Origin of the sequence: Cyanobium sp. Cruz-8D1, from assembly GCF_024345975.1 — a bacterium.
Taxonomy (GTDB): domain Bacteria; phylum Cyanobacteriota; class Cyanobacteriia; order PCC-6307; family Cyanobiaceae; genus Cyanobium.
Genome location: NZ_JAGQCD010000001.1, coordinates 68259 through 87484 on the forward strand (window position 1 = coordinate 68259; position 19226 = coordinate 87484).

Annotated in this window: 16 protein-coding genes; 2 read left to right on the forward strand and 14 right to left on the reverse strand. The window is 66.9% G+C overall.

Annotated elements, in window-relative coordinates; all coding sequences use genetic code 11:
- Positions 1-63 precede the first annotated feature (63 nt).
- Positions 64-1053 (reverse strand): GTPase Era, encoded by a 990-nt coding sequence (gene era, locus KBZ33_RS00390; protein WP_254949690.1) that lies wholly within the window; start codon positions 1051-1053, stop codon positions 64-66.
- A 46-nt stretch (positions 1054-1099) separates the two neighbouring features.
- On the opposite strand from era, the gene KBZ33_RS00395 reads away from it, so the two are divergent.
- On the forward strand, positions 1100-1705 hold the full coding sequence (locus KBZ33_RS00395) for a hypothetical protein (protein ID WP_254949689.1): 606 nt from the start codon (positions 1100-1102) through the stop codon (positions 1703-1705).
- Here the strand turns inward: KBZ33_RS00395 and KBZ33_RS00400 are convergent.
- Genes KBZ33_RS00400 through KBZ33_RS00410 form a run of 3 tightly spaced genes read right to left on the reverse strand, consistent with a single transcriptional unit; the run spans position 1695 to position 4584 of the window.
- Positions 1695-2330 carry a porin family protein gene (locus KBZ33_RS00400; protein ID WP_254949688.1) on the reverse strand — a complete coding sequence of 212 codons (636 nt, stop codon included), beginning with the start codon at positions 2328-2330 and terminating at the stop codon, positions 1695-1697. The two genes, KBZ33_RS00395 and KBZ33_RS00400, sit on opposite strands and share 11 nt — an antisense overlap.
- A 35-nt stretch (positions 2331-2365) precedes the next feature.
- Positions 2366-3424: a hypothetical protein gene (locus KBZ33_RS00405; protein ID WP_254949687.1), complete on the reverse strand. Its 1059-nt coding sequence runs from the start codon at positions 3422-3424 to the stop codon at positions 2366-2368.
- Between the two features lie 53 nt (positions 3425-3477).
- Complete coding sequence (locus KBZ33_RS00410) at positions 3478-4584, reverse strand: SLBB domain-containing protein (RefSeq protein ID WP_254949686.1); 1107 nt, start codon at positions 4582-4584, stop codon at positions 3478-3480.
- A 301-nt stretch (positions 4585-4885) separates the two neighbouring features.
- On the opposite strand from KBZ33_RS00410, the gene KBZ33_RS00415 reads away from it, so the two are divergent.
- Positions 4886-7402: a polysaccharide biosynthesis tyrosine autokinase gene (locus KBZ33_RS00415; RefSeq protein WP_254949685.1), complete on the forward strand. Its 2517-nt coding sequence runs from the start codon at positions 4886-4888 to the stop codon at positions 7400-7402.
- A 9-nt stretch (positions 7403-7411) separates the two neighbouring features.
- Here KBZ33_RS00415 and KBZ33_RS00420 read toward each other — a convergent pair whose 3' ends face one another.
- The 10 genes from KBZ33_RS00420 to asnB all read right to left on the reverse strand — a co-directional run bounded on the left by KBZ33_RS00420 (position 7412) and on the right by asnB (position 19225).
- On the reverse strand, positions 7412-7963 hold the full coding sequence (locus KBZ33_RS00420; protein WP_254949684.1) for a hypothetical protein: 552 nt from the start codon (positions 7961-7963) through the stop codon (positions 7412-7414).
- 167 nt (positions 7964-8130) lie between these two features.
- Positions 8131-8799: a hypothetical protein gene (locus KBZ33_RS00425; RefSeq protein WP_254949683.1), complete on the reverse strand. Its 669-nt coding sequence runs from the start codon at positions 8797-8799 to the stop codon at positions 8131-8133.
- Positions 8796-9734, reverse strand: a complete 939-nt coding sequence (locus KBZ33_RS00430) for an exosortase/archaeosortase family protein (protein ID WP_254949682.1) — start codon at positions 9732-9734, stop codon at positions 8796-8798. Before KBZ33_RS00430 ends, KBZ33_RS00425 begins: the two co-directional genes overlap by 4 nt.
- Positions 9731-11584, reverse strand: a complete 1854-nt coding sequence (locus KBZ33_RS00435; RefSeq protein ID WP_254949681.1) for a nucleoside-diphosphate sugar epimerase/dehydratase — start codon at positions 11582-11584, stop codon at positions 9731-9733. Before KBZ33_RS00435 ends, KBZ33_RS00430 begins: the two co-directional genes overlap by 4 nt.
- A 372-nt stretch (positions 11585-11956) precedes the next feature.
- Positions 11957-12895: a glycosyltransferase family 4 protein gene (locus KBZ33_RS00440; RefSeq protein WP_254949680.1), complete on the reverse strand. Its 939-nt coding sequence runs from the start codon at positions 12893-12895 to the stop codon at positions 11957-11959.
- Entirely contained in the window at positions 12892-13815 is a 924-nt protein-coding gene (locus KBZ33_RS00445; RefSeq protein WP_254949679.1) for a hypothetical protein, read from the reverse strand. The genes KBZ33_RS00440 and KBZ33_RS00445 overlap by 4 nt, the downstream gene beginning before the upstream one ends.
- A 7-nt stretch (positions 13816-13822) precedes the next feature.
- The gene (locus KBZ33_RS00450) at positions 13823-14503 is read right to left on the reverse strand and encodes a hypothetical protein (RefSeq protein ID WP_254949678.1); all 681 of its coding nucleotides are present in this window, start codon (positions 14501-14503) and stop codon (positions 13823-13825) included.
- Positions 14504-14585: 82 nt separating this feature from the next.
- Positions 14586-15452 carry a glycosyltransferase gene (locus KBZ33_RS00455; RefSeq protein ID WP_254949677.1) on the reverse strand — a complete coding sequence of 289 codons (867 nt, stop codon included), beginning with the start codon at positions 15450-15452 and terminating at the stop codon, positions 14586-14588.
- Positions 15449-17200, reverse strand: a complete 1752-nt coding sequence (locus tag KBZ33_RS00460; RefSeq protein ID WP_254949676.1) for a carbamoyltransferase C-terminal domain-containing protein — start codon at positions 17198-17200, stop codon at positions 15449-15451. Before KBZ33_RS00460 ends, KBZ33_RS00455 begins: the two co-directional genes overlap by 4 nt.
- 198 nt (positions 17201-17398) lie before the next feature.
- Positions 17399-19225: an asparagine synthase (glutamine-hydrolyzing) gene (gene asnB / locus KBZ33_RS00465; RefSeq protein ID WP_254949675.1), complete on the reverse strand. Its 1827-nt coding sequence runs from the start codon at positions 19223-19225 to the stop codon at positions 17399-17401.
- Position 19226 lies beyond the last annotated feature (1 nt).

The window sequence follows — 19226 nt, forward strand, 5'->3', positions numbered from 1 at the left end:
GCCGGTGGACCCGGTTGGGATCTTCGCAAACCCCCAGCCAGCAGGTTCGGTGCGCCGGCGCCCTCAGTCGCCGCGGTAGCCCAGCTCCGCCAGCCGGCCTGGATGGCTGCGCCAGTTGGGCACCACCTTGACGAACAGTTCCAGGTACACCGGGCCGTCAAACACCTTCTGCATCTGCAGCCTTGCCCCCTGGCCGATGGCCTTGAGCATCTGACCGCCCTTGCCGATCAGGATTCCCTTCTGGCTGCTGCGCTCCACCAGCACGGTGGCCAGCACGGCGGTGCGCTCCTTGCCTTTGACCTTGCCCTCATCCTCCACGATCCGCTCGATCCGCACCGCCACCGAGTGGGGCACCTCTTCCCGGGTGAGGGTCAGCACCTGTTCACGGATCAGCTCCGCCAGCAACAACTGCTCTGGCTGGTCACTGACCGTATCGGCCGGGTACAGCAGCGGCCCCGGGGGCAGATCGGCGGCCAGGGCCTCCACCAGGGCCTGGCAGCCGTCGCCGTTGAGGGCGCTGCAGGGGTGCAGGGGCCAGGCGACGGGGCGATCGTCTGACGCCGCGAGCATCTCCCGGTAGGTGGCGGCCAGATCCTCGGCATCGGCCCCCACCCGGTCGCTCTTGTTGAGGGCCACATGCACTGGAATCCTGCAGTGGCGCAGCAGGTCGACGATGAAGCCGTCGCCGCGCCCGGCTGGCTGGCTGGCGTCCACCAGCAGCAGCACCACATCCACCTCGCCGATGGCTCCCCGGGCACTCTGCACCAGGCGCTCCCCCAGCAGATGGTGGGGTTTGTGGATGCCCGGGGTGTCCAGCAGGATCAGCTGGGCCGCGGGGGTGGTCAGGATGGCGCGCAGCCGGTTGCGGGTGGTCTGGGCCACGGGGGAGGTGATCGCCACCTTCTGGCCCACCAGCTGATTCAGCAGGGTGGACTTGCCCACATTGGGCCGTCCGATCAGGGCCACGAAGCCGGAGCGGAAGGGAGCTCCTTCCGTGCTGCCGTCGTCGGGCTGGGCGTCGCCGGGGCTGGCGGTCGGGGTGCTCGGGTCCATAGCCTCAACACTGCCAGTCCAAGGGCCGCGCCGCCCGCCTTTCGCCATGACCGATGCCGCCCCCGTCAACGAGACCGCACAGCCCGTCTCCCCCCTGGCGCCAAGTTTTCCCCAGGCCATGGAGCTCGCCGCTCACTGGATCGGCCTCTGGGAGGGCGGGGAGCTCAGTGATGAAGTGCTGGCCGATCGGGTCGGGGAACTGGTGGCGAGCCGGGATGGCGCCCGCGGTTTCTTCGTGGTGAGCCTTACCGGCGAGGCCCCGTTGCTCGACCGTCTGCCGGAGGCCCTGGTGACCGCCCTGCGCCAGGCCGGGGCAGGGGTGGTGGATCTCACCGCCCGCAATCTGGCCATGAGTACGGCCATGGTCCTGCACCACCAGCGTTCGGGTGATCAGGAACACCAGGCCGGCTCGGAACGGGTGCAGCAGCGCAGCACCGAACTGCTCCGGCACCTGGAACCCATCGCCGTGAAGCAACGGCTGGAAACCCTGCTGGCGGCTGCAGCGGAGCAGGCTGACAGCGATGAGGCCGTGCTGGAGGACCGGACCTTCCTCGATCGTTGGGGATATGACCTGGAACAGCGTCAGGCCATTGCTGCCGCGATTGAGGCGGTGGCCGAGGCCGGTGCAGACCTTCTGGGGATCAGAACCTGAGGTAGAGCAGGGTCATGGCCTGGAGAGCATCGAAGGTGACCCCGTCCGGCAGGAAGACATAATTGACGTTGAAGCCCAGGGTCACGTTTTGGGTGACGTTGACATCGACGCCACCGGTGAGCATGGCGTTGGTCTGGCCGGTGGAATAGGTGTTGGTGGCGATGCCCCCGCCCAGATAGGGGGAGACCACCGAGCGGCGGAAGAGATCGAGGGTGAGGGGCAGCTGGAACGAGGTCTGGCCGTTGTAACGGCCAAGCACATCCCTGTTGCCGAAGATGACGCTTGGTCGTAGGGAGACCGCGAGAGTTTCGTTGAGTTTGTAACCCACCCGGCCTGTGAAAACACCGCTATTGGGAAGATCGCTGCCGAAATTGACACCGCCGCCGATTCCGTAGATGCCGACATTCTCAATGGGTTTGCCCTGGCGTGGAACGATCGCCAGTTCGGCTGGGTTGCGATTCGCAGGTATGGGCTGGTAATCCGGCGGCAGGGTGGCGGCGTCTGTCACGGGTTCCCAGCCGGCCGCGGCGGGCTCGGGCGCCACCGGTACCCAGGGCGCCGGACCGGCCGGAAGTGACTGGGCCCGAAGTGGTTGCAGCCCCAGGCCCAGGCATGTGAGGCCCATCAGGGCAAGGCCGCTGTGGTGGAGACCGTGACGCCTCACTGCGGAGCCACCATGGAACCGCCGGCCCCTGCCGGCAACGGGGCGGCGGGCGGAACTTCGGCCGCGGGGGCTGCGGTAACCGGTGGGGGTGCGATCGGGGCACTCGCCACCGGCGCCACCTTGGCAGGGGCCGGTGTGGCCCGAATCTCAGCCGGGATCGGCTGCAGATTCACCACCGTGGGGGTGACCGTTCCAGGGGCCTGGGCCGGCTGGCGCCTCGACCACTCCTTGATGTCCTCGATCACTGCGGGATCATCGGGTTTGCTGAGCACATCCACGGTGCCATCCGCCTGAACGGCCAGCGGCACCTGGGTTGGTTTGCTGACACGGGTGGAGGGGACGTGGATCACGCGGCCCTGCTGAAGTTTGGCTGTCTTGGTGGGGGTCGGGGTCGGCAGGGTGCGGATGGCCTGGCGCATCGGCTCCCTCAGGCTCTGGGGCAGGGGGGCCATGGGATCTCCGCTTCTGGCCCATCGGGCCCGCTCGGCCCTGGCCACCGGTGGCATGGCAGGGGCACCCAGGTCCTGAATGGTGAGCACGCCACCGAGCAGCTCGGAATTCGAGAAATTGCGTTGCAGCAGGGTCTTGGCGCTGCCCAGGCCGGTGGTGCCGAGAGAAGGGCCCTCGATGGTGAAGCTGGCCTTGGCGGTGCGGGCAGGGCTGGTGGTCCTGAGGGCGACGGCAGGGCGGCGACCCGGATCGGGCCTGGCTCGGGAGGAGTTGGAGGGACCGCTCAGGTCGAGACTGCGCGACAGCGGGGCATCCAGCAGCGACCCGCTCTTCTCGGAGGCCGAACTGAGCACATGGCCAGTGGTAACGCCCAGATCCTCAAGCGGCGAAGGGGAGGCGCTGTCCGCCTTCTGGGCGGGTTCCTCGGGCAGCGAAGCGATCGCCTCAGCCGCGCCCTTGGGATCGGCGGGCTGGGGGATGGCCAGGTCCTTGATGGTGGCCTGCCAGCGATCGTGGGCATCGATGGCCAGCAGGGGCAGCCAGATGGTGTGGCTCAGCAGAGCCCAGGCGATGGCCTTGCGGCTGATGGAGGGTTCGCGGTACATGGCTGTCGGTAGAGGCGGCTTTGGGTAGAAACAGGTGGCTGATGCAGCGGAGGTCAGCGGAAGTTGCTGTTTCTGTTGCCGTTGAATGTATCTCGGAAGAAATAATAGGAACTGGCGGCCTGACTGAGGGGAACGATGACCTGGTTGATGACGTCGATGGCCTCGGCGTAGAAGGTGCGGTTCACGATGATCGTGTCCCGGTCCCGCAGCGGAGGATTCAGCCCCTTGGAGACGCCGATCCCGTCCCTGTAACTGAACACTTCACGGGTGGTGGTGCCGTTGCGGTTGAGTCGGACGAGCTCGATATCGTTCTTGTTGGCCCGCCAGTTCTCAGCGCCTCCGGCCCGGAAAATGGCTTCCGCCAGGGGGGTGTTGGCGGGCACGCTGATGGTGCCGGGGCTCCTGACTTCACCGATCACAGAAACACTGATAGTCGCCGGGGCCAGGTTCGTGGCGCCGATCTGAAGAATCTCCTCCGGAATCAGCTCTTCGGTGCGGCCGATGACGATCGTGTCGCCGTCGAAAAGGATGGGGTTCTGGCGTTGGTTGCCCGCCTGGAACACCTGGGCCAGGTTGAGCACGGTCTGTTTCTGGCTGCCATCCGGGCCAGCCAGACGCCGCAGCAGAATCTTGCGGATGTCGGCATTGAGGGTGACCCCCCCGGCCGTCTGTATCGCGGAAACCGGCGTGGAATAGCTAGGCAGCGGGTACAAACCCGGCCGGCCCACTTCGCCGATGATGGTCACCTTGACGGGGCGGGGCGCGGTCAGGCTGAGGATGAGCTCAGGACGTACGAGCTGCTTGGAGTACAGGGAGGTGAGCCAGCGGGTGGCCTGGCCGATGGTGAGACCGGTGAGCTGGACTGATCCCAGCAGCGACAGGGTGGAGGTGCCATCGGGAAGGATGACGACAGGGCCACCGATGGCGGAGGCGGAGGGATCGGTGAAAGTGAGCTGCAGACCATCCCCGGGTCCGAGCACATAAAGATCGTTGTAGACCTCCGTTACCGAGAGGGGTAGTGGCGCCGAGGAGGAAGGGCCGCTGCCGGGGTTGGCACTGACGAAGGCACCCGATCCCCTCCAAGGGGTCTGGGGGGAGAGTTCCTGGGGTACCGAAGCCCTCAGGCCGGCCGGGGCGAACACCATACCGGTGAGACCCACAAGGCCCAGGGCGGAAAGACGTTTCCGGATCGCCCGACGTCGCAGAGCTGGAGAGGCGGACAACTGTTCAGTGGCCTGGCCCGAGCCGCCAGCGGCCCTCTGTTGTACAGATGATCTGGGATGGAAAGCCACCGATGGTCATTAATCGGGCCCTCACCATAGACGGCCTCGTCAAGGGGCGTTCTCGGGCGGTTGCCATTACGATCGGCACAAGTTTCTCCCCAGTTCATACGTGACGACGACGGGTGCTCCTCCTGAGACCTTTCCGGGTGGAACGCCTCGCCCGCAGTCCCTTCCCCCCATGGCCGGTCCCGGGCCCAGCCTTCCCCAGGCTTTCGATCCGGCGCTCCAGAGTCCACTGAGCCCGACGGGCGAGGGGCAGTCGGGGGGGGGAGGGGTGGGCGGTCTGGTCCGGACTGTCAAGCGGCGCCAATCCGTCTTCCTGGTCACCTTCGCCGTCGTTACCGGCGTCCTGGCGATCAACACCCTGAGGCAGCGCATCTTCTCACCCGTCTATAAGGGCGGGTTTCAGCTGCAGATCAGCAACCCCTTCGACAATCCCGGCGACGGCGGCGGCGCTGGATCGGTGGAAAGCATCGCCCGTAGTGAAATCAAGACGGACGTGCCCAGCCTCATCGTTTTGATGCGCAGTCCCCTGTTGCTCGGACCTGTCGCCCAGCGTCAGGGTGTGCCGCTGGGCGACCTCGAAAGCAACCTCTCCATCGACCAGGCGTCTGCTCAGGTTGACAACGTTCTCAATGTTTCCCTGCGCTGGCCCGATCCCGCCAAGGGCAAGGTGATTCTGCGTCAGCTGGCGAAGGATTACACCGCCTTCTCTCTCACCCAGCGCCAGGCTGCCGTCAACTCCGGTGTCCGATTCCTGGATCAACAGGCCCCGGCGATCGAGTCCCGGGTTCAGAAGCTCTCCCAGGAGATGCTCAAGTTCCGCCAACGCAACAACTTCGTCGACCCCGCCACCGCGGCCGGTCAGATCCTCGGAGCCCGTGAAGGGCTGGTCAACCAGCTGCGCACCCTTCAGAACGAGCAGGTGCAACTGGACAGCCAACTGACATCGATCCAGACCGGCAAGCTGCAGTTCACCCCCAGTGGCGCCCCTACCGCCCTCGAGCAGCTCGGCCGCAACAGCGTTCTCGTTCCGGGCCGGGCCTCCTCCTCCGGCGCCGAGGCCTCCAGGGAAACCACCACCCCCCTCGACCTGCTCAACCAGTTCGAGCAGGAGCTGGCCACCGCCAAAGGTACGTACAAGGAGAATTCCCCGATCGTTCAGTCCCTGCTGGCGAGACGCAACCAACTGCTGCCCGTGGTCCAGCGCCAAGCCGCGGATGCCGTGAAGGCCAGGCTGCTCTCCAACGTGGCCCAGCAGGATGAAATCAACCGCCAGATCCTGCTTCTCAGTGAGAACTTCCGGAACAATCCGCGGAAGATGTCGGAGTTCGAAAACATCAACCAACGACTGGCCATCGCCAGAGAGCAGTACTCCTCCTACATCCAGGCCAGGGAGCGTTACCGGCTCGAGATCGCCCGTTCGATTTCACCCTGGGAAGTGATCGGCCCCCCCGATTTCGGCAGCAGCCCGGTGGAGCCCAACATCCAACGCAATCTGCTGCGCGCCATTATGCTCGGCCTGTTGGCCGGGCTCGGTGCAGCCATCCTCAGGGAGAAGACGGACAACGTCTTCCATACCCCCATGGAGGTGGAAAAGGAACTCCAGCTGCCCGTGTTGGGCCTGATTCCCTATCTCCCCTTGGAGCCCGGTGTCGACATCGCCACCAGCATCTCCAAGATGTCCTCCAGCGAGCGCTTTGCGATCAAGGAGTCTCTCCGGAGCCTGTTCACCACCTTCCGCCTGCTTCGCGCCGACAGCAACATCCGGATGGTTGGAGTCACCTCCTCCACCCAGGGGGAAGGTAAATCCACCGCTGTCGCGGTTTTTGCCCGAACCCTGGCCGACCTTGGCCTGAAGGTGCTCGTCGTCGATTCCGACATGCGTCTGCCGATGCAGGCCAGGTATCTGGGCGTGGAACAGGGGGATGGCCTGTCCACCCTGCTGTCCGATTCCGCTCGAAAGCCTACGGAGTTCATTCACACCGTTGCCGAGAACATGGATGTGCTTTCTGCCGGTCCGAAGCCGCCCGATCCTGCCAAGCTGCTGAACTCCAGCCGGTGCAAGGATGTCATGATGGAAATTCGTGCGCTTCCCGGCTACGACATCATCGTCGTGGATGCGCCTCCCTGTCTGATGCTGGCCGATCCAATCCTCCTCGGTGAGAAACTGGATGGCATTTTGTTCCTTGTCGGACTGGGCAAAGTGAGCCGGGAGCTGGCCCCCCAGGCGAGCCGCCGCATCCGGGCTTCCGGGGTCGATGTGCTCGGCATCATCTGCAACCAGGTGAATTTCCCGAGCCGCCTCAACGATTACGGCTACGAATACGGTTACTACTATCACTACGCCTATGCATCGGCGTCCGGCTACGCGAAGAGTGCCACCGAGCCCTCCTCTGGCGGTTTCGGCAGTTACGTCCAGCGCTATCGCGACAGCTACATGAAGGGTGCCGCCACCAATACCTATGTCAGCTCCCGCTACATCGAGGGAGAATCCGACGTCAAGACGTATTTCCGGGACGAGGCGGGTCAGCCCTCCGGGCCACCTGCCTCCAACGGGGGCAACCTCCCCAGCACCGGCAGCCGTTCCGTGCCTCCTGCCGAAAGGGTCCCATCCCGTCGCCATCGCCAGGATGATGCCTCCGGTGATGGGCTGATCAGTTGGTTGAGGAAGCGATTCGGCAACAGGGGCTGAGCCGCCGATTCACCCCTGACGGACATCTGTCCTCCCAGGCCTGGAGGACAGGATGACATCCAGCATCACCAGGTGGTCGTAGATGGGCATGGCCATGGGGTGGCAGCGTCGGACCCAGGCCAGGGCAGCGAGCATGTCGATGCCGCGCAGGCGGGCCGTGAGTCCCACGGCCAGCAAGGGTGAGCGTTCGTAACCCGCCATGCAATGCAGGTAGACGGGAGAGGCGTCGTTCACCAGGGCTTCGGCCCTGGCCAAGGCCAGGGCCAGCCTGGTTGCCTGCATCGGCTCCTGCTGCCGATGATCGGGAAGCGAGATCCGGTCGCTCGACCATCCGGGCGGCAGGATCAGTCCGGTTTCTTCTTCCGGGTAGCAGCAGCTGAAGCGGCTGCGGAAACCGGCCTGTGCCAGCTGCTGCCAGTGCCTGTCGGAGCGTGGCATCGGACCGACCGCCAGCCGATTGCTGAGTATCCAGCTGCAGGGCAGGGAGCGCTCCAGCAGCGGCTGGTCTGACCTTTCCGCCTCCCCTAGCCTCTGCAGAATCCGCCGCAGGATGCCGACCACTAGACGATCACCTGAGCGCTTGTGCTGTCCTCAGGCTGCTGGGCGGCCCCAGGAAGGCAGTGGGTTGTGGGTGTGGGTGTGAGGGTGATGGGGTAAGGATGCGTCGGGAGATGGGAATCGGGAAGCTGGCGGGGCGGTTGCCGGTCTGGCAGGTGGTTCCCCCTGGCCTAGCCCTGGGATCGAAGCACCGGCTCCACCAGGTCGAGCACCTGCCGCCACAGGCGATCAGAGGGTGGTTCCCCTTTGGGCCCGCGCAGACTGATCAAGGTGCAGGCATAGGTGCGGTTGGGCTCGAGTCCGATCACACGCGCGACAGCGGAATCGATGCCGCTGGAGAGTCGGTCGGCATTGGCGGCGAGTTGGTCTCGCGTCACCCCAAAGGAGCGAACCAAACCAGGTCCGCTCACCAGGCAGGTCTGGAAGACCGGTTGATCCTGAGCCAGTCCTGACGCCGTTGGTACCGGTGTGTCGATGAGGCGACGCTTGCTCAGGTCCAGGCTTGGCTGCGCTCGTCCCATGGTGCTGGTCTGAAAGTTGAACCGCTGGCGCACGGTTCCATTCATCAGGGTGAGTTCAAACCCTCCTTGCAGGGGGAAAACGAGTGGTGCGGAGGTGGCAAGTTCATAGCTGCGCTTTGCCGGCCAAGGGGGAGTGGAGGACGGGCGATGGGTTGGGGAGAGGAGCAGGGCTCCATGCAGCCCTGCTTCCAGCTGCTTGGCGGGCAGGGGGCCTGGAGCCGCTTGCCAACGTGGCAAAACGATCGCCTGGGTGGCCAGGAGTGCACTGACGGCGGCGAGTGTGCCGTACCACCGCACCAGCAGCCAAGGAGTGATCATGTTCGGCCCTGCTGTGGTGGTGTGGCGGGAAGCGGAGGCAGTTCCCTTTCCAGCAGGCGCATGTAGACCATGCCGAACATGAGGACGGCCACGCCGGAAAAGATCAGGGATCCCGTGCTCTCGTGGAAGAAATCGAACCACCAGCTTCCCTTGGAGTGGCCATTGCCCGCGAAGACGGCCAGCAGGGCGATGCGGAAGGTGTTGCTGATCAGCCCGATCAGCGGCGCCATCACTAACAGCAGGCAGCGACTGGTCCAGGAACGGATCGGGAAGGCCAACAGGAAGATGACGCCGACGCAGAGGATCTGGGCCATCATGTCGAGACCGTTGCAAGGCCCGAGCACCCTCACGCCCCCCCCTGGCAGCAGCACGCTGCGGGCGTTGACGATCACGTCTAGCCCCAGGATGCTCAGCCACAGGCCGGAGACCCGGGCGGTGACCAGGCTGATGGGCGCCTCTGGCAGGATTCGCATCAACAGGGCGAAGCCAGGCAACAGCATCAGGCAGAGCAGGGGATCGCGGAAACGGCCCAGGTTGGCTGGCTTCTCGGCCATCAGGCCCAGGGCGAGCCCACCAATGGGCGCGAGGCCGAACAGGAGGCCGTCCCAGTGCAGGATCACCGCCGAGCGGGTCAGTACCCACACCAGGAGCACGGTGCCGATGATCAACCCCCAGGCGGCGGGCCGGGGTTCAAGGTCTTCAAACTGATCCTCCATGCAGATCACCGCTCCTCCCCACACCAGCAAAGCGAACACGGTGATGTGCTCACTCTGACTGCTCTGGAAGACGGCGATGTTCTGGACCGCCACGGCTGCGGACAGGGCCAGCCAGAGATTGCGGGGCGTCGGAGGGGGAATGGCAGGAATGGATGCCAGCCAGGATGGGGGAAGTTTCAGGAGCAGCGCCTTGGTCAGACGCTTGGCGATGTTGCTCATCGGGACAGGGCGTCGACCAGAGGTGCGGCAGGCAGACCTTCGTCTGGATCGTATTCCGGCACAAGCCGGCGCAGGAGCACAGCGGTCGTCGCCTCGTCCCAGTTGGCCAGGGCTTCATGCAGCTGCTGGATCAGGGGCAACAGTTGCTCGCTCTCGCGCCTGGGTTCGGTGGCCTTGCGGATCAGCGGGTGCTGGGTGGGTTGGTCGTCGGTGCCGATCAGCAGCTCTTCGTAGAGCTTTTCCCCTGGCCGCAGACCGGTGTAGTGGATGGCGATGTCGCCGTCACTGTTGTGGTCGTCCCGAACCCGCAAGCCCGACAGTTCAACCATCTGCCGGGCCAGGTCGGCGATCCTGACCGGTTCTCCCATGTCGAGAAGGAACAGATCGCCGCCGATGGCCATGCCCGTGGACTGGAGCACCAGCTGGACGGCCTCCGGAATGGTCATGAAGTAGCGGGTGATAGCCGGGTGGGTCACGGTGACGGGGCCGCCTGTGGAGATCTGCTGGTGGAACAGGGGGATCACCGAGCCAGATGAGCCCAGCACATTGCCGAATCTGACCATGGACAGGATCGGGCCGCCCGTTGCGATCTCGGCGGCGGCCGCCTGGATCAGCAGCTCGCAGATCCGCTTGCTGGCCCCCATGACATTGGTGGGTCGCACGGCCTTGTCGGTGGAGATCAGGGTGAGTCGGCTGACCCCAGAGGCGCGGGTGGCGGCGATCACGGCCTCCGTGGCGCCGATGTTGTTGGCAATGCCTGCGCAGAGATTGGCCTCCACGAGGGGGACGTGTTTGTAGGCGGCGGCATGGAAGATGGTTTCCACACCGTGCTCCCGGCAGAGCAGGGTGAGGCGGGAGGCGTTGCAGGCATCGCCCAGGACGGCATGCAGTTCGACACCGCCCGGCTTGGAGCTCAGCTCCCGCTCAATGGCGTAGAGGGCGAACTCATTGCGTTCCAGCAGCAACAGCCGGGTGGCACCGAGTGCCACGACCTGGCGACAGAGTTCGCTGCCGATCGATCCACCGGCACCCGTCACCATCACCACCTTCCCTTTGACACCGGCCTTGAGCAGCACCGGGTCGGGGTTGGAGGGCTCCCGTCCAAGGAGATCTTCGATCGCCACGGCGTGCAGGTCGGAAACGATCCTCTGGCCACTGGCCATCTGGGCGAGTGAGGGGATCGAAAGCACTTCCAGACCCCTGTGGGTGAGCTGGTCGACCAGCAGACGCTTGCGGCGTCTGGACATGGCCGGCATGGCTAGCAGCACCTTGCGGACCCCGTGGCGTTCAATCAGCCGGGGCAGCCGCAGGGGGGTGTGGATGGCCATGTTCTGGAGTGTGCGGCCATGAATCCCCTCGTCGTCGTCCAGGAAACCAACAATGCGGAATCGGCGGTCGTTGCGCAGGGCCAGCAGCAGACCCATCCCGGCGGCCCCGGCCCCGTAGATGAGGGTGGCCTCACCCTGGGAGGCCCCCTGGGAGTGGTTGTCGCGCTGGTCAAGGTGATGGACCAGGACGTCGCGCAGGATGATGCGGCTGGCGATGGCCCCTCCGGTGAACAGCAGCCAGTAGAGAATCCAGAAGGATCGCGGTGGCTGGGGGCCCCCGATCAGGGTGCTGATCAGCAGAAGGATCAGCACCATCGCGCCTGAGCGGGGCACGAGCCCGTAGAGAGAATGGCTGCCGGCGTAACGAGTGAGCCCACGGTACCAACCAGAGACCACCAACACGGGCAGGCCCGTGATCACGGCGAGGGGCAGCAGCAGGATGGTTGAAGGTAGGAAACCCCTAAGAGATTCGGCGTCGGGTAAGCGCAGAATGAAAGCCCCAACGTAGGCCGTGATGATCATCAGACCATCAAAAACGACCAGAAGCAGCCTGCGGGCAAGCAGCTGCTTCTGGACATATCGGAGGAATGAGAGTTTGGGAATCAATCGTTCAGATCGACGAGGATCGATTAATCAGGTGATGAAGGTCTGAAGATTCAACCAATGAATCGAAAGATGAGGTTCAGCCTGAAATTTCTGGAAAAAGCAGAATAGCCAGGTCTGAGGCTAAGGGCGCTGGTCTGATTGAGAGGTTCATACATTGCTCCAATGGATGGAGTGACGAATCGAGGTTAAGCAATGACGCTTGGATCGATGTTCTCATCCAACATTGATGTTATGGAGGAATGGATCATGGGCTGAGTATGAGCTTCTTCAGAGTAGGTTACCGCCATTTTATGGAGAGAAGGGGACGGCGCGGTGCCGATCCAGCCAGAGGGCAACAACCAGTTCCGCTGATAGCAGGCCGAGTTCCAGGGCCAGGCCATGGACGAGAAGGGCCCAGCCCAGCAGGGCGGTGGCGCCGATGTAGAGGAGGGCTACCCGGTCGTGGGGCCAGCCGGCCTGATGCAGGCGCTGGTAGAGGTGCAGGCGGTGGGCCTGAAAGATCGGCTGGCCTGCCTGCCAGCGGCGCAGAACGCAGAGACAGGGGTCTCCCAGCAGGGGAAAGCCCGCCAGCAGCAGGCCCAGGGCCATGGCTGGTGTGGCCTGCTGCAGCACCATGCCGGCGATCACCGCCCCGAGGAACGTGCTGCCCACATCCCCCATGAACACCCGGGCCGGGCTCCAGTTCCAGACCAGGAAGCTCAGCAGGGCCCCGATCAGGGGGAGCAGGCCGTTGCCGCCGGTGGGAGCCATCGCCAGAACGGCAACGCCCAGCAGCACCGAGGCGCAGCCGGCGACGAGTCCATCGAGGCCATCGCTGAAGTTGACGAAATTGATCACCGCCGTGACCGCGAACCAGGCCACGGGCAGCAGCCACCACGCCACGGTCAGGGGGGTGATCGCCACCAGGGCCAGGGCCGTGGTGATCTGAATGCCGTAGCGCCCTGCGGCCGGCAGGTCGAGTCGGTCGTCCAGCAGGCCCACCAGGGCCAGTGGCAGGCAGAGCAGCGGAATCCAGGCCGGCCAGCCTCCGCCCGCCAGGGGAGCCAGGGCGCTGCCGACCAGCACAAAGGCCAGGCCGCCGCCCCGGGGGGTGGGCCGTTGGTGGGAGCTGCGGGCGTTGGGCTGATCCACCAGAGCGCGCCGCAGCAACGGCAGGAGAAGGTGAAGGAGCAAGGCGCCCAGTCCACTCCCCAGCAGCAGCACAGCGGGGGTGTGCAGGGCGGTCATCGCGCCAGCGGGAGCACAGGGAACGGTTCGGGAGGTCCCCCCAGGATGCGATGGGCTGGTGTGAACCCGGCCAGGTCGGCACTCATCCGCAGAAGCGCCTCGAAGTTCTTCGGGGAGAGCAACAGCAGTGGCGCGGCGAGGGACTGGAAGAGGCGCGGCGGCAGGGCCAGCAGCCGACAGCGTCGGGCCGCATCGCCTGGCGCGCTTGCGTCCTGCAGGCGCCGCAGCATGGTGGCGTAGGCGAGGGTCTCATCGCCACCGAGGGGCAGGTGTACTTGATGCGAAGGGTCGCCTCCGGCCAGGGGCAGGCGGTCGGCCAGGTGCAGGGCCACGGCGGCCAACTGGCGGCAGTGGATGGGCTGCCGCAGGCCACCCTGGCCAGGCAGGGGCAGCAGGGGCAGGCGCCGCAGCAGCTGGCGCAGTTTGCTCAGGTTGCGATCGCCCAGGGGACCGGCCTGGCCGTAGATCAAGGTGGGCGCGAGGATATGCAGCGGGCGGGCGTGGCTGGTGCAGGTCAGGGTCAACTGATCTTCCGCCTGCCCCAGCCGTTGCACCAGATCCCGGTCGAAGCGATTGGCAGCGAACCGTTTGGTGATCACCGAGGAGGAGGAGCAGGCGATCACCCCCTGCAGGGCGGCGAAGCCGGCTGGGTTGTCACCGGCAAAACGGGCCAGCCAGGGGGCAAACGTCCAGATGGGGGCAAAGCTCACCAGCACCCCCTTCGGCGCCCTGCTCTCCCCGCAGGCGTCCTCCAGATCGCAGGGCAGGAATGGCGGTGGATCGCCGCCACCGGCCGGCGGCAGCGCTGGACGTCGGCCGGCCACCACCAGCGAGCGCCCCCTGGCCAGCTCGATCAGGGCCTGACCGCTTGTGCTTGTGGCACCGAAGAGCGTGATCGGGACGGGGGAGGGGAGGGCCAAGGGGGGATCACATGCAGTCATTTCTATCGAGGCGACCATCCCACCCCGTCAGTCTCCAGAGGGAGGCGCGCAGCTGGTCGCGCCAAAGCCGCAGCTGGGATTCGGGCCGCAGATCCCCGGTCTGGGCGTCGGCCCCTTCCACCTGCCAGCCGGTGCCGGCGTAGACGATCCGGGCGATGGCCAGGGTACGGGCCATGTGGGTTCCGGCTGTTACGAAGGTGAGCTGTCCCGGTCCGGGCCTGGTCTCCAGGATTCGGGCCAGGGCGGTCACCTGGCCGACGGTGTCGCAACCGGGAAGCAGGCGCAACAGATTCGAGGTGTCCTGCGGCCAGAGCCTTCGGTTGCGGAGGTGGTTGTAGGTGATGGCCTGGTACTCGGCGTTGCCCTGCAGTACGAGCAGCGCCCCAGGTCGCTCCCGCCAGAGCAGCAGGGCCGACTGGCTCCGCCAGGGATCCTCGATGAAGGCGGAGATCACCTGGGTCCCCTGGCCGGTCCCCGCCTGCAAAGACTTGGCAGCCTTGCTGGAGGGCCGGGGTGCGCTGCCCCGGGTCCCCTGCCAGGCGGGTGCGAAAAACCAGGCGACCATGGCCGCGCTGCCCAGGGCCACGGCCCCGAGGCGGGCTCGGCGGCTGGCCCAGAAGCGTTGCAGGGGGGAACCCTGGATTCTCCGGGGAGCGTTGCGCCGCACCCGTTGCCGCTGCCGTGTCCGCTCTGCCCCGGAAGGCCCGCTCTCCTCTGGCAAGGGAATTGACACGCAGGCTCAAATTAGCTTATCTGCCCTGTTCCGTTACTTTCCAGTGCCTGCCCGGCGACGGCAGCCGACTCCAGAGACGCCTGATGTAGCGCAGGCTGAAGGGGATCCCCCAGAGCCAGCCGAAGGCCCGGTGATAGGCCAGCCTGACCTCCTGAAGCCGGCGGCGGGTCTGCTGGCCGCTGACACCCGCCTCGCCCATGTGCACCAGCTCCAGATCCAGTCCCCGCGCCGAGAGGCCAGCGCAGGTGCTCAGGCGGAGGAAGTAGTCGAGGTCGGCGGAGAGCCGGAAGAGTGCGGCGAACTGATCGACGCGGCGGCGGGCCCCCGGCCCGATCAGGGTGGCCTGGTGGGGTGGGGTGGAGCCCAGAAACAGGCGGAGGCGATAGGTCCCGCAGCTCGAGAAGGCCGTGCGGCGTCCCAGTTGCATGGCTCCGTCCTGCCCGGCCCCCGCGTAACGCCCACGGCAGACCACCAGATTCGGCGGCTGGCCGCTGCGGGGCCCCGGCTGGGTCGCCGCCATGGCCTCCTCGAGCACGGTTGGGCCGGCCGCCCAGTCATCGCTGCCCCAGAACAGCAGCCAGTGCTCCAAGGGCGTGGCGAGGATGCCCTGGTTCATGGCACCGAAGATGCCCGGAAACGCCGGATCCTGGGGCTGCCAGGTGAAGCGCTTGTCCCGGTGGCAGAGGGCCTCCAGCCAGGCTCGATGCTCGGGGCCGCTGGGGCCGTCGATGAACAGCACCCGCCAGTGGGGCCAGCTCTGGCGCTGCAGGGAGGTGACCAGTCGGGGCAGCAGAGCGTAGGAATCGAGGGTGGGAACGATCAGGCTGAGCCCGGTGGCGGCTCCGGGGGGCAACGGGGCGCCTGGGACAGCGGAGGCGCTCACCCCTGCCGGCGGATCAGCACGTCACCCAGCACCAGCAGGTCCATGCGGGTGCGCAGGAAGCAGTCGAGGGCCTGGGCGGGAGTGCAGACGATCGGCTCGTTTTCGTTGAACGAGGTGTTCAGCACCATTGGCACGCCCGTCTGATCGGCGAAGGCTCGGATCAGGCGGTAGTAGCGGCCATTGTCCGCCGCGTTCACGGTCTGGAGACGGCCGCTGCCATCCACATGGGTGACGGCCGGGATGCGGGCGCGCTGCTCCTCACGGATCGGGTAGACCTGCATCATGAAGGGAACTTCCCCTTCAAGGCTGAACCAGTCGCCGACCGCCTCCTCCAGCACCGAAGGGGCGAAGGGACGGAACGATTCCCTCCGCTTGATCTTGAGGTTGAGGATGTCCTTCATGTCGGCGCGACGGGGGTCACCGAGGATCGAACGGTGGCCCAGGGCCCTGGGTCCCCATTCCATGCGGCCATCGAACCAGCCGATCACCAACCCCTCGGCGATCGCCGCCGCCACCTGCTCACAGAGGGCCCCTTCCTCCGGTCGCTCCAGGCTGCACTGGGCCTGCTCCAGGGCTGTGCGGGTGGTGGGACTGGCCAGCAGCTCCTCCACCTCTCCAGGTGCCGGCTGGCTGCCCAGGTAGGCATGGCGCATCGGTGCGGAGCGGGTCCGCCCCAGCCCGTGCCACACCGCGAGGGCAGCGCCGAGGGCGCCCCCGGCGTCACCGGCGGCCGCCTGGACGTAGACCCGCTGGAAGGGGGTGGCCAGGGTCACCTTGCCGTTGGCCACCGAGTTGGCACCGCAGCCGCCGGCGATGCAGAGCTGGTCGCTGGGGTGGTTGCGGTGCAGGGCCCGCAGCAGGTGGAAGAAGGCCTCCTCATACATTGCCTGGGCCGAACGGGCGATGTCCATGTGGTGCTGCTGGAGCGGCTCCTCCGCCTGGCGCGCAGGGCCGAGCAGGGATTCCAGCTCCGGGCTCCAGTGGCCGCCCACCACCGGGGCCCCGTTGCTCCACTGGTGCGGCAGCTTCTGGGTGGCGTGCAGGAAGTAGCGCAGATCCAGGCGATAGGTGCCGTCGGATTGGAGCCGCACGATGCGGCGCATGGCCTCCATCCGGGTGGGCTGGCCATAGGGCGCCAGTCCCATCACTTTGTATTCGTCGCCGTAGTTGGGGAAGCCCAGGTACTGGGTGATCGCCGTGTAGAAGGCGCCGAGGGAATGGGGGAACCAGATCTGGCCATCCAGGCTGAGTTGGTTACCGTGGCCATGGCCCCAGGCGCCGCTGGCGAAGTCGCCGAAGCCATCGACCGAGATCACGGCCGCCTCCTGGAAGGGGGAGGCGAAGAAGGCCGAGGCCAGGTGGGCCCGGTGGTGCTCCACGAAGTGCAGTCGTGCCCCGATCTCGGCCCCTGGAAAGGCCAGGGCCAGCTGCTGGGCCAGGCCCGCCCGTTCGCGCTTGTTGCGCCACCGCGCCACCAGGAAGCGGGGATCGGGGCGGTGCCCCAGGGTGTACGCCACCTTGCGCCAGCGGTGGGCCCCCGGCTGGGAGTTGATGGCGATGTGGTCGAGCTCGGCCGGCCCGACGCCGGCATCGGCCAGGCACCAGGCGATGGCCTCGGTGGGGAAGCCGGCCCAGTGCTTGATGCGGCGGAAGCGCTCCTCCTCGGCGGCGGCCACGATCACCCCATCCCGGATCAGGGCGGCGGCCGCATCGGCGTGGAAGGCATTGATGCCCAGGATGAGCGTCATGAAGCTGGTGAACCGGTAAGCGCGTGCACAGTCATGGAGCCGGCAGTGTGACTCTCAGGATCCGATCGGCTTGGATCTCCCTGAATGGAAGGTCGGCACCACGGCGCCGACAACCGGGAGGGAGGGACATCCAGTGGCAGGCGGATCTTAGGGGAGATTTCCGCAGGCAGCCCAGGCACGCATGGTGGCGGGGGGCGATCACGGGCGAGGGGCCGTGGCTGCGCAGAGGCTGACGTCGAGGTGCACCTCCAGCCAGTGCTGCAGCACCATCAGGCTCCAGCGCCGGTACCAGGGGGCCAGGTCGATTCCCCGGGGTGTCGAGGGCAGCCGCAGGGCCAGGGGTGAGGCCGGGTCGTCGAGCCACAGCTGGAACGGGAAGCGGAACCCCTGCTTGGGGCGGTTGAGGAACCAGCCGGGCAGCTCCGGCAGGCTGTCTGCCAGGAGTTGTTTGCCCTCCGCCAGCCGCAGGGCGGCGGGGATCGGCGCCAGCCGGCGCTGCAGCTGGGCATCCACCAGGGGCAGGCGCAGTTCCAGACCGGCGGCCATGGCCATCACGTCGCTGTCCGGCAGCAGCTGGTTGCGCAGGTAGCGGGTGCCCTCCAGCCAGGCCACCCCTTCACGCCCGCCCGGTGTCTCCCCCCCGGAGGCCACACCGGCCGCAGCAGCGCCAGTAGACGCACAGAGCCCCCAGTGCTCCAGCAGGCGCTCGGTTTCGGTGGGGGAGAACAGGCCCCGGAAACATCCGTAGGCCCGGCCCAGGGAGGCAGGCGCCTCCAGCAGCCCCGTGATCCGCTGCAGCCGGGCGCGGCGCCCCTGGGGCAGGCGGTGCAGGATCCAGGCCGCCGGCGGGCCGGCCGGGCCGATCCGGCGACGCCAGTGGCACAGCTTCGGCACCATCCGGAAGCTGGGATAGCCCCCGAACAGTTCATCGCCGCCAAGCCCGGAGAGGGCCACCTTGAGCCCGTGCTCCGTGGCCAGCCGGGCCACGCACCAGGTGTTGTACCCGTCGATGGAGGGCTGGTCCTGGCTGGCCAGGAAGGAAGGCAGCCACTGGCGGGCCTGGTCGGCCGTGAGGTTCAGGGGCGTGTGATGGGCCCCGAAGTGGCTGGCGATGCGGGCCGCCGGCTCCGACTCGTCGAAGCCGGCGGCCCCTGCCGCCTCAAACCCGATCGTGAAGGTGTGCAGGCCCCGGGGGGCCAGCGCCAGCAGGGAGGCGGAGTCGAGTCCGGCGCTGAGGAACAGACCCACCGGCACATCGCTCACCATGTGGGCGGCCACGGAGTCCTGGAGCGCCGAGCGGGTGAGGGCCACGGCCTCGGCCGCCGTGATCTTGGTGTCGCTTTTGGCGCCCGCGAGGCTCTCCGGCAGGGCCCCCCACGGATGCACGCGCAGCTCACCCTGTCGCCAGGTGGCGGCGTGGCCGCTGGGCAGGCGTTGCACGCCCTGCACCAGGGTGGCGGGCTCGGGCACCGATCCGGTGGCCAGGTAGCGAGCCAGGGACTGGCGATCCAGGCTGGGCCGGTCCGCCTCGGCCGCCAGCAGAGCCCGCAGTTCCGAGGCGAAGGCGAGCGATCCCCCCGGCCCGCTGCGCAGGTACAGGGGCTTGATGCCATGGGGATCGCGGGCGAGCAGGGCGCTGCGCTCGCGAGTGTCGTAGAGGCAGAAGGCGAACATGCCCCGCAACGCCGCCAGCCCGTCCCGCCCCCAGCGGATCAGCCAGGCCAGCAGCACCTCGGTGTCGCCGCTGCCCCGGAAGCGCTGCCCCTCCGCTTCCAGCCGGCGGCGCAGCTCGGCGTGGTTGTAGATCTCGCCGTTGAAGACCAGTTGCCAGCGGCCGCACCGGGAGGCCATCGGCTGGTGGCCAAGGGGAGAGAGATCCAGAATCGCCAGGCGCCTGTGGACCAGGCAGGCCCTGTCGTCCTGCCAGATGCCGGCATCATCCGGTCCCCGGTGGGCGAGGCGTGGGCCGACCCTGGCGGCGAAGGCTCCCGGTTCTTTGCCCAGCTGGCCCGCGATGCCGCACATC